This window comes from Streptomyces sp. NPDC002926, assembly GCF_053591755.1.
Genome location: NZ_JBSFUK010000001.1, coordinates 660417 through 672884, shown reverse-complemented (window position 1 = coordinate 672884; position 12468 = coordinate 660417). Strand labels below are relative to the sequence as shown.

General features: G+C 71.2%; 13 protein-coding genes. 6 read left to right on the top strand and 7 right to left on the bottom strand.

The window, feature by feature from the left end; translation table 11 throughout:
- The first annotated feature begins 1 nt into the window (after window position 1).
- Window positions 2-844 carry an MOSC domain-containing protein gene (locus ACWDZ6_RS02965; protein WP_451501417.1) on the top strand — a complete coding sequence of 281 codons (843 nt, stop codon included), beginning with the start codon at window positions 2-4 and terminating at the stop codon, window positions 842-844.
- 22 nt (window positions 845-866) lie between these two features.
- Here the strand turns inward: ACWDZ6_RS02965 and ACWDZ6_RS02960 are convergent, their stop codons facing one another.
- Window positions 867-2201 carry a glycoside hydrolase domain-containing protein gene (locus ACWDZ6_RS02960; RefSeq protein ID WP_451501416.1) on the bottom strand — a complete coding sequence of 445 codons (1335 nt, stop codon included), beginning with the start codon at window positions 2199-2201 and terminating at the stop codon, window positions 867-869.
- 276 nt (window positions 2202-2477) lie between these two features.
- Window positions 2478-2747, bottom strand: coding sequence for a hypothetical protein (locus tag ACWDZ6_RS02955; RefSeq protein ID WP_326649489.1), 270 nt, complete (start codon window positions 2745-2747; stop codon window positions 2478-2480).
- A 122-nt stretch (window positions 2748-2869) separates the two neighbouring features.
- On the opposite strand from ACWDZ6_RS02955, the gene ACWDZ6_RS02950 reads away from it, so the two are divergent.
- On the top strand, window positions 2870-3232 hold the full coding sequence (locus ACWDZ6_RS02950; protein ID WP_366732135.1) for an arsenate reductase family protein: 363 nt from the start codon (window positions 2870-2872) through the stop codon (window positions 3230-3232).
- Here ACWDZ6_RS02950 and ACWDZ6_RS02945 read toward each other — a convergent pair.
- Window positions 3229-3852: a TetR/AcrR family transcriptional regulator C-terminal ligand-binding domain-containing protein gene (locus ACWDZ6_RS02945; RefSeq protein WP_366732136.1), complete on the bottom strand. Its 624-nt coding sequence runs from the start codon at window positions 3850-3852 to the stop codon at window positions 3229-3231. The two genes, ACWDZ6_RS02950 and ACWDZ6_RS02945, sit on opposite strands and share 4 nt — an antisense overlap.
- A 270-nt stretch (window positions 3853-4122) precedes the next feature.
- Complete coding sequence (locus ACWDZ6_RS02940; RefSeq protein WP_451501415.1) at window positions 4123-4608, bottom strand: carboxymuconolactone decarboxylase family protein; 486 nt, start codon at window positions 4606-4608, stop codon at window positions 4123-4125.
- Window positions 4609-4655: 47 nt separating this feature from the next.
- Here ACWDZ6_RS02940 and pdxR point away from each other — a divergent pair, with 47 nt between their 5' ends.
- Together pdxR and ACWDZ6_RS02930 are read left to right on the top strand one after the other, a co-directional pair.
- On the top strand, window positions 4656-6089 hold the full coding sequence (gene pdxR, locus ACWDZ6_RS02935) for a MocR-like pyridoxine biosynthesis transcription factor PdxR (protein ID WP_451501414.1): 1434 nt from the start codon (window positions 4656-4658) through the stop codon (window positions 6087-6089).
- 95 nt (window positions 6090-6184) lie between these two features.
- Window positions 6185-6910: a hypothetical protein gene (locus ACWDZ6_RS02930; RefSeq protein WP_451501413.1), complete on the top strand. Its 726-nt coding sequence runs from the start codon at window positions 6185-6187 to the stop codon at window positions 6908-6910.
- 80 nt (window positions 6911-6990) lie between these two features.
- On the opposite strand, the gene ACWDZ6_RS02925 is transcribed toward ACWDZ6_RS02930, so the two are convergent.
- A complete protein-coding gene (locus ACWDZ6_RS02925) occupies window positions 6991-7905 on the bottom strand; it encodes a Gfo/Idh/MocA family protein (protein WP_451501412.1) in 915 nt (304 codons plus the stop codon).
- Window positions 7906-8229: 324 nt separating this feature from the next.
- Between ACWDZ6_RS02925 and glnII the strand changes: the two genes are divergently transcribed.
- Complete coding sequence (gene glnII / locus ACWDZ6_RS02920) at window positions 8230-9249, top strand: glutamine synthetase (RefSeq protein ID WP_366732141.1); 1020 nt, start codon at window positions 8230-8232, stop codon at window positions 9247-9249.
- A 418-nt stretch (window positions 9250-9667) separates the two neighbouring features.
- On the top strand, window positions 9668-10267 hold the full coding sequence (locus tag ACWDZ6_RS02915) for a winged helix-turn-helix domain-containing protein (protein WP_451501411.1): 600 nt from the start codon (window positions 9668-9670) through the stop codon (window positions 10265-10267).
- Between the two features lie 98 nt (window positions 10268-10365).
- Here the strand turns inward: ACWDZ6_RS02915 and ACWDZ6_RS02910 are convergent, their stop codons facing one another.
- Window positions 10366-11778: a PepSY-associated TM helix domain-containing protein gene (locus ACWDZ6_RS02910; protein WP_451501410.1), complete on the bottom strand. Its 1413-nt coding sequence runs from the start codon at window positions 11776-11778 to the stop codon at window positions 10366-10368.
- Window positions 11779-11823: 45 nt separating this feature from the next.
- Window positions 11824-12435 (bottom strand): hypothetical protein, encoded by a 612-nt coding sequence (locus ACWDZ6_RS02905; RefSeq protein WP_451501409.1) that lies wholly within the window; start codon window positions 12433-12435, stop codon window positions 11824-11826.
- Window positions 12436-12468 lie beyond the last annotated feature (33 nt).

Below are 12468 nucleotides of genomic sequence, written 5' to 3'. Positions count from 1 at the left end.
CATGGGGATCACTGTGCAGAATCTGACGTACTACCCGGTGAAGGGCTGTGCCGGTACGGAAGTTGGCTCCGCCCGGGTCGGCGAGACGGGGCTCGAGCACGACCGCACCTTCATGGTCGTCGACGCCGCCGACGGTTCGTTCCGCAGTCAGCGCACGCTGCCTGCCATGGCCGCGATCCGGCCCCGGATCGCCGACGGGGGTGCGTCACTGCGGCTGTCCGCCGACGGGGTCGAGAGCGTACTGCTGGAGGCCGACCCGGACGGCGAGCGGCGGCCGGTGAGGATGTTCGGGCGGGCCATCGGGCAGGGCGCGGATCAGGGGGGCGCCGCCGCGGAGTGGTTCTCCGAGGTGCTGGGGGCGAAGTCCCGGCTGGTGCGGGTGCCTTCGGACTTCGACCGGGACGGCTGGGGCGAGACGCCGGGCAAGGTCGGGTTCGCGGACGCGCATGCGGTGCTGGTGGCGTCCCAGGCGTCGTTGGACGGGCTGAACGCGCGGATCGCGGAGCGTGGCGCCGCTCCGGTGCCGATGGACCGCTTCCGGCCGAACATCGTCCTCGACGGCTGCGCGGAGCCGCACGCCGAGGACGGGATGCGACGGCTGGAGATCGGGACCGTCCGGCTCGCCTATGCAGTCCGGGCGATGCGCTGCAGTGTCCCCATGGTCGACCAGCTCACAGGGCTCCGCGCCGGTCCCGAGCCGATCCGTACGCTCGCGACGTACCGGCGGGAGCCGGAGTACGAGAACAAGGTCAGCTTCGGCATGAAGGCGGCCGTACTGCGGCACGGGACGCTGAGCGTCGGCGATGCGGCACTGGCGACGTGGGCGGCCCGGGCGGCCGTCTGAGCGATCGCCCCGGGCGCGCGGGTCAGCAGGGCGGAGCGGGCTTGCTGTAGGTCGTATTGCTGGGTGTGGCCACGTAGTAGTCCGAGACGTAGCGGCCGTTGTCCAGCCGGTCCCAGATCTTGGTGGTGCCGACCGCCGAGCCTGCCTGCTGGCAGACCACCCACGCCAGGGAGCCGTTGGGCGACGTGCCACGGACGGCGGAGGAGGTGCCGGCGCCCGTGTGCTCGGCGAGGCCGCCGGTCGCGGTGGTCTGGTAGGGGTACGTGCAGCGCGGCAGCGGGGCACTGTAGCCGGTGTTGGACGGGGTGCTGACGTAGTAGTCGGTGACGTAGGTTCCGTCCGAGAGCTTGTCCCATACGGCGGTGGTGCCGACGGCGGAACCGGGCGCCTGGCACACCACCTTGAGGGCGGACCCGGGCGCGTACGACGTGGAGACCGGGTAGCCCGTCGAGGGGCCGGTGCGGGCGTGCAGCGCGGTGGAGCTCGTCGCCGTGTGGGTGTACGCCACGGTGGCGACCGGCGCGTCGAGCCGGTCGGTGTCGATGTTGAGAGTGACGCCGCCGTAGGTCTCGTCGTGGTCGCCCTTGAACTGCTTGGCCCGCTGGTGGACCGCCCAGTTGGAGTCGGCGATGTCGGTCCAGCCCTTCAGCGAGTCGACCTCGTCGAAGCGGGCGATCCACAGCGCGTCGGGACGGGCGTAGGAGGTGGAGGTGAAGACGTCGGAGAGCTGCTTCGCGCCGAGGTTGAGGTTCATGTAGACGCCCGACACATAGCCGAGCCGGTGCAGTTCCTTCGTCCAGGCGGAGACGAACGCCAGCACCCCGGTCCGGCATGTGGCGTCGGTCTGCGTGTAGTTCTCGATGTCGTTGTAGACGGCGCTGCCGGGCTGCATGCCGAGCGCCTTCGCCGCGGCGACGGCGTCGGCGGCCGCCGCGGTGCCCTGGCCCCTGGCGGTCGCGGCGGCCCGGCTGATCTTGGCGTCGGTGGGTTTACCGCCGCAAGGCGGTTGCAGACCCTTGTAGATGGGCAGCAGACGCCAGTTGAGCGCCGACACGGACGCCACCCACGACGCGGTCAGTGCCGGTTGGGCGCAGGTGCGGCTTATGCCGCCGATGTACACACCCACAGCCCGGTACGGGGATGCGCTCCACGCCTGGATGACGGACAGCGGCGGTGCTGTGCAGGTGTCGAAGGCCAGTCCCGAGTAGCGGGTTGCGCTCGCTCCCACGGGATAGGGGACCGACGTCGCCGGTTCGGCGGCGGCGGCCGGGGCGACGGTGAGCGAGGTGCCGGCGCCGAGTACGCCGGCGGCCAAGAAGGCGAGGAATCGTCGAAAGACGCGGTGCGGATGAGACATGTCTCCCCCCGGGGCGGCTCGAACCGAATGGGTCCAGAATGCCCCAATCTGCGCCAACTGCACCCCTCGCCACGCGGGTTGTTACGAGGAACCTGCGGTCGGTCGGGACCCGTTGAGGACAGGCGGCGCACGTGCCCCATGCGTCACATCGGGACGTCCGGCCTGTGACGGCTCCCATGGACACGGGCGTCCCGCTGCCGTCACCTCGGGCGACGGCAGCGGGACGCCGTTGTTCAGATGTTCAGTTGTTCGGTCATTTGCGCTTGTTCGGTCTGTTCAGCGGCCGTAGCGGATCAGTGCCCGCACCATCCGGCACGTCGTGTCGGACGGCGGGTGGACCCCGATGCGCTCCGCCGTCGCATGTATCTTGCGGTTGTCGGCGGTCGCCGGGTGATAGACGCCGGAGTCGAGCAGGGCGATCGCCAGGCGCATGGCCTTCAGTCGGCGATTGTGCGACACATACCACTCGCGCGGCTGTCCGGCCGGCAGTGCCTTCTTCTTCAGCGGCTTGTACACGGGCTTCGTCGTGAGTGTGGCAACGGCCATCGGCAACCTCCTGGCACGGTGGCGGGACCATCCCGAACTACTGTCCATTCTACTGCCCGCCACTGACAATCGCCGCTGGCCAGACGGTGTTTGAGAGGGGGCCGAGCCAGTACTGTGGGGGCATGGAGATCTGGATCAATCCGGCCTGTTCCAAGTGCCGCAGCGCCATCGACCTTCTCGACGAGGAGGGCGCCACGTACACCGTCCGGCGCTATCTGGAGGACGTGCCGAGCGCGGAGGAGATCCGGGCTGTCCTCGGGCGGCTCGGGCTCGAGCCGTGGGACATCACGCGGACCCAGGAGGCTGCGGCGAAGGAGCTGGGGCTCAAGGACTGGGCGCGCGACGACGGTTCGCGGGAGCGGTGGATCGCGGCGCTCGCGCAGCACCCCATGCTGATCCAGCGGCCGATCATCACGGCTGAGGACGGAACGGCCGTCGTGGCGCGTACGGACGAGGCGGTAAGGGGCGCGCTCGGCCGCTCCTAGGGCGCCGGGGTCGACCTGACGCTGAAGACTCCGGCTCGGGCGGCATGGTAGGCGGCTTCGGCGCCGGCGTGGACGAGGCGGGCGTCGATGGGGCGGCGGTTGATGAGGAGCCGGTAGTAGAAGGGTGCGCTCAGCGCGGCGATGACGTCTGTGGCGTCGGTGTCCGGGGAGAGCTCGCCGCGGTCGATCGCGCGCCGCACGAGCTGGGTGACGTGCTCGGTGCGGCCCGCGAACGCGTCATGGACGATCTGTGCGACCTGTGGGTCGTGGGCGGCCGCAGCGACGATTCCCTCGATGAGGTTGCGGTTGCGCGGGGTGGCGTGGAAGTCGGCGATCACCTGGGCCAGTTGGTGCAGGTCCTGCCGGAAGTCACCCGTGTCGGGGGTCGGGATGGTTGTGCTGTGCTGGGCCAGCAGATCGCCGATGACACCTTCGACGGTGCGCCAGCGCCGGCGGATGGTCGAGACGTGGACTCCGGAGCGCTGCGCGAGCTTGTCCAGGGTGAGCGCGCCGAACCCGTGCGCGTCCAGCTCTTCGAAGGCGGCGGCCAGCACGGCCGCGCGGGTGCGGGCCGTCCGCCCGCCGGGACGGGCCGAGCCGTGAGGTGGTCGCTCTGTCATGGTCCTGGGCTGCCTGGTGGGTGGGTGGGCCGGCTTGCGTCCCGCTCAACCTAATGGGCACCAGACCTGCACGTCCCCTTCGCCTGCCTCGTCAGCCGCCCGGGAAGTCCCCGATCCGGTGATCCGGCCCGGCGGGAGCCTCGAGCCGGGGGCGGTGGGTGGAGCCCGCCGGGGCACGGGCTCCGCCTCGGGTGGTTCCGGCTGGCTCGCGCCCACCGGGCTCACCGCTCGCCTGACTCACCTCTCTCCGGACTCACCGCCCACCGGCCCTCAGCGCTCGTCCGTGCCCGGCACCTTGCCCGTGGCCAGCGCGATCCGGTTCCAGGTGTTGATGGTGAGGATCAGGGCGAGCAGGTGAGCCAGCTCCTGCTCCTCGAAGTGCGCCGCCGCATGCGCGTACACCGCGTCGGGCACTCCGCCGTCCGCGACCAGGGTGACCGCCTCGGTCAGGGCGAGTGCCGCCTGCTCCTTCTCCGTGAAGAAGTGCTTCGCCTCCCGCCAGAGGGCGGTCATGTGCAGGCGCTCCTCGCTCTCGCCCGCCTTGCGCGCGTCGGTGGTGTGCATGTGCAGGCAGTACGCGCAGTGGTTGAGCTGCGAGGAGCGGACCTGGACCAGTTCGACCAGCGTCGGGTCCAGGCCTTCGCGGGCCGCTGCATCCAGGCCGATCACGGCGCGGAAGGCTTTCGGGGCCAGCTTCGCGAAGTTGACGCGGGCGGTGGTGCGGCCGGTGGCCGGGTTGATCTCTGTCGTCGTCATGTGTACGAATCTAGGAGCTCGAGCGACCGGCTACGGGGTGCATTTCAGTGGCAGATTCATGGGTCAATTCGGCGGAGATACTGGGTGCGGATCTGCATCTGGAGCTGACGGGTCCGGGCAGTCGGCGCGCCGCTCTGATGCGAGCCCTGCGCGAAGGCGTCCGGAGCGGGCGGCTGGCCCCTGACACGAAGCTGCCGCCCTACCGTTCCCTCGCCGCCGACCTCGGGATCGCCCGTAACACCGTCGCCGACGCGTACGCCGAGCTGGTCGCCGAGGGGTGGCTCACCGCGCGCCAGGGTTCCGGGACCCGGGTGGCGCATCTGGCCTCTCCGCCGCAGGGCAGGAGAAGGGGCGCTGCCATACCCGGGCAGCGCACCGCGGCCAGGACCGTCCGGCCGGTGTACGACCTCGTACAGGGGCAGCCCGACCCCTCCGTCTTTCCGCGCGGTGCTTGGCTCGCCTCGGCGCGGCGGGCGCTGACCGCCGCGCCGCACGATGCCTTCGGGCCCGGCGATCCGCGTGGACGGGCCGAGTTGCGGGAGGCGCTGGCCGGGTATCTGGCCCGGGTGCGTGGGGTGCGGACCGATCCGCGGCGGATCGTCGTCTGCTCCGGGACCGCACATGCGCTGCGGCTGATGGCGGCGGTCGCGGGCGGCCGGTGGGCCGTGGAGTCGTACGGGCTGCCCTTCCACCGCAGGCTGCTGGCCGAAGGCGGCGTACGCACCACTCCCCTGCCCGTCGATGAAAACGGCGCCCGCACAAGCGAGTTGGGCACGGTGGACGCCGTTCTGCTGACTCCCGCGCACCAGTTCCCGACCGGCGGGCCGCTGCATCCGGCGCGGCGCGCCGCCGTCGTGGACTGGGCGCGGTCGGCGGGTGGGCTGGTCCTGGAGGACGACTACGACGGCGAGTTCCGCTACGACCGCCGGCCGGTGGGGGCGGTGCAGAGCCTCGATCCCGACCGGGTGGTGCTGATGGGGTCGGTGAGCAAGAGCCTCTCCCCCTCCCTCCGCATCGGCTGGATGGTGTTGCCCGAGCACCTGATGGAGGAGGTGGTGGCGGCGAAGGGTGAGCGCGAGCAGTGGTCGAGCGCCACGGAGCAGCTCACTCTCGCGGACTTCATCACCTCGGGGGCGTACGACCGCCATGTGCGCAAGATGCGGCAGCGCCACCGGCGCCGGCGCGACCGGTTGGTGTCGGTCCTGGCCGAGCGGGCGCCGCAGGTGCGGGTGACCGGGATCGCGGCGGGGCTGCACGCCGTACTCGCACTTCCGGCGGGGTCCGAGCGTGCGGTGGTCAAGGCGGCGGCCTGGCAGGGGCTCGCCGTCGAGGGGCTCGCCGACTACCGGCACGCCGACTTTCCCGCGGACGGGCGGGACGGACTGGTCGTCGGTTACGCGACGCCGCCGGAGCACATCTACGCCGCGGCGCTGGACGCGCTGTGCCGGGCGCTACCACCCGATGAGCAGCAACAACCTTAAGGAAAGTTAAGGAAGTTGTAGGTGAGACCGCTGAGAAGAACGGAATTGCTACTCGTACGTAACGGCACACGGACCCGACCCGACAGGAGCCCCACGTGTCGCGCAAGAAGACCCTCAGCGGGAAGAAGAAGATCGCTCTGCTCGTCGGCGCCGCCGCCCTCGCGGGCGGTACGGCAATTGTCATGACCGGCACCAGTCAGGCGTCGGTGGCCTGCGACGGACTGGTCACCGCCCTCCAGAACAACGAGAAGTTCATCGCCGACCAGCGTGCCAATCCGGATGCCCAGTCCGAGGCACGGATCGCCAACCGGCAGGCCGTCATCGAGCAGATCAAGGTGCAGCAGGCCGCTTCCGGTTGTGAGGTGGGCGCGGGTGCGGGTGGTGGCGAGGCCGCGGAGCAGCCCGCCGCGCCCCCGGCCGCGGAGCAGCCCCCCGCAGGCGACCAGGCAGGCGACCAGGGAGCCGGGAACCAGGCGGGCGGCGACCAGGGCGCCGGCAACCAGGCGGGCGGCGACCAGGCAGGCGGCGACCAGGCAGGCGGCGACCAGGCAGGCGGCGACCAGGGCAACGCCGGCGAGGTCGTCTGCGCCGGCTCGACCGTGACGCTCTCCGGTGAGGGCGGCGCCCCCGCCGCCTCCAGCAACCAGTTCCCGGTCGGCACCACCCTCAAGGTGACCAACCTCGACAACAACAAGTCGACGACCGTCAAGGTCGCCTCCGCCTCCGGCAGCTGCGCCCTGCTGAACAACGCGGCCTTCGAGCAGGTCCGCGAGCCCGGCAAGTTCCTCATCCGCAAGGCGCGGATCGAGCGCGTCGGCTGACACCGACGGATTCCGGGACGGTGCCGTCTCCTGCGTACGGCACCGTCCCGGCCACCGCGCTCACCACCTGAGCCGCGGCTCTAACCACGCCGCAGAAGCTCCGCCTCCGCCTCCGCCAGGATCTCGGTGACCCGCAGCCCGAACCGTACGTCGCAGTCGTGTGGCCGCCCCGTCCGCGCCGACTCCAGCAGCGCGTCGACGGCCGCATGGAACGAGCCGACCGCGTCGCCCCAGGCCGGGAGCACCGCCGTCCCCTGGTCACCGACGAGTTCGATGCTCACCCCCGAGGCCTTCACCGGCGCGCTCAGGCCAAGCGTCGCCGTGCTCGACGCCCCGGACACGTGCCGCAGCACCAGATGCGCGGTGTCGACCGGGCCACGAGCCGCGGTCACCTCCGTCACATCGCCGAGCACCGGCAGCAGTACGGACAGCACGTGCGGGCCCACGTCCCACAGCCCGCCCTTCTCGCGCCGCCAGGGCGAAGCCGCGTACGGGCTGTCCTCGGCGGACCCGAACACCGAACCGAGCCACCGCGCATGGGCTGTGAACCAGCCGTCCACCGCCGCCTGTTCGGCGATCCAGGGCGCGGTTTCGGCGGCGTGGCGCAAAGTACAGAACACCACCGACGCGACCCCGGCCGGCTCCGCCGCCTCCGCCACCTCACGCGCTCCGGCCACCGTCGTCGCGACCGGCTTGTCCAGCAACAGGTGGCAGCCGGCCACGGCCGCCCGGGCCGCGAGCGGCGCCTGGACGTCCGGCGGCAGCGCGAAGGCCACCGCGTCGCAGGCGGCGAAGAGCGCGTCGATTCCGTTGTCGCCCGAGTACGCCGCCGTGTCATGGGCGGCGGCGAGCGCGGCGGCCGCCTCGGGCCGCCTCCCCCACACGCCGGCGAGCTCGACATCCGGATGGGCGGCGAGCGCGGGGGCCTGGGTGCGCTCCGCCCAGGGTCCGGTACCCAGGAGTCCGATACGCAGCTGCTTCGCGGGCTTCGTCATACCGCCCAGTGTGCCCCGTGCGGAAAATCGCCCGCGACGTCCCGAACAGGCCTATGTCTTCCCGGCCCCGTCGGGGCGAGTGTCGGGCTGAACCCCGTATACGACGCGGCCTCCCGGCTCTCCGCCGGATCCGTACCGCGGGCCCGGAGTCCCTGCTCGGCGAGTGCGGACGCACGCTCGCGGCCGAGGCCGAGCTCGCTCACCGACGGACGCGACCGGCCATCGGCGCGGCGTAACGTGGGGTTCACACATGGGCAACGGTCGGGAAATCCCGGATTGCGAAGCTGCGCGGCATACCGCTGCACCCGCAAAGGATGAGGCCCCGTGACGTTCAAGGCTGAGTACATCTGGATCGACGGCACCGAGCCGACCGCCAAGCTTCGCTCGAAGACGAAGATACTGACGGACGGGGCGGAGCTGCCCATCTGGGGCTTCGACGGGTCCAGCACCAACCAGGCCAAGGGGCACGCGTCCGACCGCGTGCTCAAGCCGGTCTTCTCCTGTCCGGACCCGATCCGCGGCGGCGACGACGTCCTGGTGATGTGTGAGGTCCTCAACACGGACATGACACCGCACGCCTCCAACACCCGCGCGGCGCTCGCCGAGGTCTCGGAGAAGTTCGCCGCCCAGGAGCCGATCTTCGGTATCGAGCAGGAGTACACCTTCTTCAAGGGCTCCCGCCCGCTGGGCTTCCCCGAGGCCGGCTTCCCGGCCGCGCAGGGCGGCTACTACTGCGGTGTCGGCGCCGACGAGATCTTCGGCCGTGACGTCGTCGAGGCCCACCTGGAGAACTGCCTCAAGGCGGGCCTCGGCATCTCCGGTATCAACGCCGAGGTCATGCCCGGCCAGTGGGAGTTCCAGGTCGGACCGCTGGCTCCGCTGGAGGTATCCGACCAGCTGTGGATCGCGCGCTGGCTGCTGTACCGCACCGCCGAGGACTTCGAGGTCTCCGCGACGCTCGACCCGAAGCCGGTGAAGGGCGACTGGAACGGCGCGGGCGCGCACACCAACTTCTCCACCAAGGCGATGCGCGAGGGCTACGACGCGATCATCACCGCCTGCGAGTCGCTGGGCGAGGGCTCCAAGCCGCTCGACCACGTCAAGAACTACGGTGCGGGCATCGACGACCGCCTCACCGGTCTGCACGAGACGGCCCCGTGGAACGAGTACAGCTACGGCGTCTCCGACCGTGGCGCCTCGGTCCGTATCCCGTGGCAGGTCGAGCAGGACGGCAAGGGCTACATCGAGGACCGCCGCCCGAACGCCAACGTCGACCCGTACGTGGTGACGCGGCTGATCGTCGACACCTGCTGCGCCGCGCTGGAGAAGGCCGGCCAGGTCTGATCGCGCTGCCGTGCCGCACACACGAGGGCGTCCGCCGGTCCCGCCGGCGGGCGCCCTTCGGCATGCCGGCGCCCTTTCGCGAGTGGGCGCCCTTCGGCGTGGACCGCGCCAGGTGACCGTCAGGGCCGTGCCAACGTCCGTATCAACGTCCGTATCAACGTGCGGAAGGCCACTGCTGCCGCCGGACGACATCTGCTTCAATGGGGACATGGCCAGCTTCCAGCACTTCGCGACAGGTCGCAGCGACCTTGAGCCGTTCTGGCCTTCCCGGCAGCACCATGACTTCGACCGGGTGTGTTGCCGCGCGGTGAACGCGCAGGCCCTCTAAAGCCGCTCATCCCGGTCTTCGGCCAGCGCGCACGACGTACGTCCGTCTTATCGACTCGACGACTCCTCCGCGCGAAAGAGCTGACCTCTCATGGCGAACTCCCGTTCCATCTCCGCCGTCTCCGCCGTCCCCGCTGCGACCGCCGTCAACCAGAATCCGATCAGCCCGGGCCGGCACCGGCTGCGTGCCGTCGACCGGGACGAGGTCGTGACCACCGGGCAGGTGGTGGACTTCCTTCCGCCGGGTGCCACGTGGCTGCCCGCGCCCCAGCACACTCTGCCCACACTGCCGGATCAGCCGCCGATGATCGGCTACCTCGTTCTCGTACCGGCCGATCAGCAGCCGCCGGCCGCCCTGGCGCCGTCCGCTCTGGCACCGTCCGCCGCGCCGGCCCAGGCCCAGGAGGGCGCCGGACCGGTGTCCATCGACAGCGTCCGGCGCACCGCCCTGGTGGACGGGCAGGCGCTGGATCTGACCTACCTCGAGTTCGAGCTGCTCGCGCACCTGGTGGCGCATCCGCACCGGGTGCACACCCGCGACCAGTTGGTGACCACCGTCTGGGGTTACGGGCATGTGGGCGACGGCCGGACCGTCGACGTCCATGTGGCCCGGCTGCGGCGCAAGCTGGGCGCCGAGCACCGCCGTACGATCCAGACCGTACGGCGGGTCGGCTACAAGTACGCGCCCTGAGCAGTCCGCACGGAGCCCCGCCTGCCCGACGGCAGGCGGGGCTCCGTTGTGTCCGGGGCGTGTTCGAGAAGCAGCGCCGTCCGCCCGCGGGGCCGCCCCTAGCCGGTCCGCCCGCGGAACCGGGTCACGGCGGCCAGCGTGATGTCGAGGGCCAGGAACAGCAGCAGGCTGACGCCGAGCATCGGTACGAACCAGCCGATCAGCCCGGTGGCCGCGGCTATCGGCAGCAGCGCGGGCAACGGCACCTTGCGCCATGCTCCGCGCGGCATCGGCCGGCCGGCGCTCAGCCTGCGCTCCTTCGTCGGCCTGCGCAGCCACCACATCCGGTAGCCCCACACGATCAGCAGGATGAGGGCGAGCGCGAGCGCGGCCAGGGCCAGCTGGTTGGCGAGGCCGAGGAAGACACCGGTGTGGGCATCGATGCCGAAGCGGGTCAGTTTGGCGAGAAGCGGGTAGTCGGCGAAGCGCAGTTCGTCGATGACCTTGCCGTTGGACGGGTCTACAGCGACCGAGTCGAGATGGACGGGGAACTGGGTGTCCCTCTCCTTGACGACATAGCCGTTGCCCTCCTCCGGGAGAGTCACCGTGATCTTCGTGTCGACTCCCGCGGCGCGTGCGGAGGCGACGGCCCTGTCGATGCCGACGTCCGCGCCCTGGTGCGCGCCGCCGTGGCCGCCGCCGTGGCCCTCGTGTCCGCCGCCCGTGCCGCCGGCTCCCTCGAGGGTCGCGGAGACGGTGGGCGTGGCGCCGCCGAGCTGGTCCTGGACGGCGCCGATGTTCTCGCCCGCGTAGCGCGACCAGGTCAGTCCGGTGGCGGAGAGCAGTACGAGCCCGGTCACGGCCCACAGTCCGACCGAACCGTGCCAGGAGAGGGTCCTGCGGCGGCCCTTGGCGCCGCGCTGGGGGACGAACAGGGCGCGCTTCGTCGTACGCCTGCGGCCGAGCCAGAGCAGCAGTCCGCCGAGAGCGACGACCCAGAGCCAGCTGGCGGCCATTTCGCTGTAGTTGCGGCCGAGGTCGCCCAGGTGCAGATCGCGGTGGAGCTGGTCGAGCCAGGTGCGCAGCGGGAGGGCGCCCGAACCGCCGTAGGAGGTCAGCTCGCCCCGTACCTCTGCGGTGTACGGATTCACGAAGACGGCGAGGGACTTGCCTTCCTCGATGCCGGGGGTGGTCATCAGGACGCGAGTGGTCGCGCCGTCCTCGTACGAGGGCCAGACGGCGGTCACCGTGCCCTCGGGCTGGGCCTTGCGGGCGGCTTCGACCTGGGTGCCGAGCGGGAGGGTGCGGTCGCCGACCGGTACCTCGAGCTCATGGCTGTAGAGAATCTTCTCGGCCTGGAAGGAGAGCGCGTAGAGCAGTCCGCTGGCGGCGGCGATCAGGAGCAGCGGCGCGATGAGCAGGCCGGCATAGAAGTGGAGCCGGAGGACGAGGGGGCGCAGTGAGCTCCAGGTGGATCCCGGTCCGGTCTCCGGTGGATTCTCGGTGTTCTGCGCGGGGGCGTCAATGGCCATGGTGTTCCTAGGGAGTTGGCGTCGACATGGGGAACCGGCCCCAGGTCAGACGGCTGCTCCGGGGGCCGTGGCGCGAAGTACGGGGAAAGCGGGCGGGCCGCGGCGCACCAGGGTGTGGGCGAGTACGACGCTGTGGAGACGGAGGCTGCGGGACGGCCGTGGGCGCGCCGCGGGCCGCGGGGCTTCGGGCATCCGGACGGCGGTCAGCAGCAGCCGCAGTGGAGTGAAGGCGAGGGTGCCGATGGCGTGCGCGAGCCGGAAGAACGCGGCCTCGCCGCGGGCAAGCCAGAGCGCGCAGACGGCCGCGGCGATCAGGTGGGCGGCGAGCATGCCGGCATCCGCGTCCATCACCGCGGTGGCGGGCTCGTACTGCGGATGGTGGTGATGCTGCTCGGCCGTGGCTCCGCCGGCTCCGGAGAAGATCAGATGCAGCGTGGCCTGTACGGCGAGCAGGCCGGTGCCGATGGTCGGTACGCCGCGGCGCCGCCCGCCGGCGAGCCAGCCCGCGGTCCCGGTCGCGGCGAAGGCGGCGAGCAGCGCGGTGAACGGGATGTGATCCGCCGGCATACGCGCATGCGCGACGGCGGCCAGAATGACGGACACCGCCGCGAAGAGCGCGGCCCGAAGGGCGCGCATCGGCGACCGGGCATCTGTCATGGTCTGCACATGTTGCCATCCCGGGGCCGAGGT

Coding starts and splice junctions, on each gene's coding strand:
- ACWDZ6_RS02950 (WP_366732135.1), top strand. CDS start 2,870: ATGGAGATCTGGATCAATCCGGCCTGTTCCAAGTGCCGCAGCGCCATC.
- ACWDZ6_RS02945 (WP_366732136.1), bottom strand. CDS start 3,852: ATGACAGAGCGACCACCTCACGGCTCGGCCCGTCCCGGCGGGCGGACG.
- ACWDZ6_RS02960 (WP_451501416.1), bottom strand. CDS start 2,201: ATGTCTCATCCGCACCGCGTCTTTCGACGATTCCTCGCCTTCTTGGCC.
- ACWDZ6_RS02940 (WP_451501415.1), bottom strand. CDS start 4,608: ATGACGACGACAGAGATCAACCCGGCCACCGGCCGCACCACCGCCCGC.
- ACWDZ6_RS02925 (WP_451501412.1), bottom strand. CDS start 7,905: ATGACGAAGCCCGCGAAGCAGCTGCGTATCGGACTCCTGGGTACCGGA.
- ACWDZ6_RS02965 (WP_451501417.1), top strand. CDS start 2: ATGGGGATCACTGTGCAGAATCTGACGTACTACCCGGTGAAGGGCTGT.
- ACWDZ6_RS02955 (WP_326649489.1), bottom strand. CDS start 2,747: ATGGCCGTTGCCACACTCACGACGAAGCCCGTGTACAAGCCGCTGAAG.
- ACWDZ6_RS02910 (WP_451501410.1), bottom strand. CDS start 11,778: ATGGCCATTGACGCCCCCGCGCAGAACACCGAGAATCCACCGGAGACC.
- ACWDZ6_RS02915 (WP_451501411.1), top strand. CDS start 9,668: ATGGCGAACTCCCGTTCCATCTCCGCCGTCTCCGCCGTCCCCGCTGCG.
- ACWDZ6_RS02905 (WP_451501409.1), bottom strand. CDS start 12,435: ATGACAGATGCCCGGTCGCCGATGCGCGCCCTTCGGGCCGCGCTCTTC.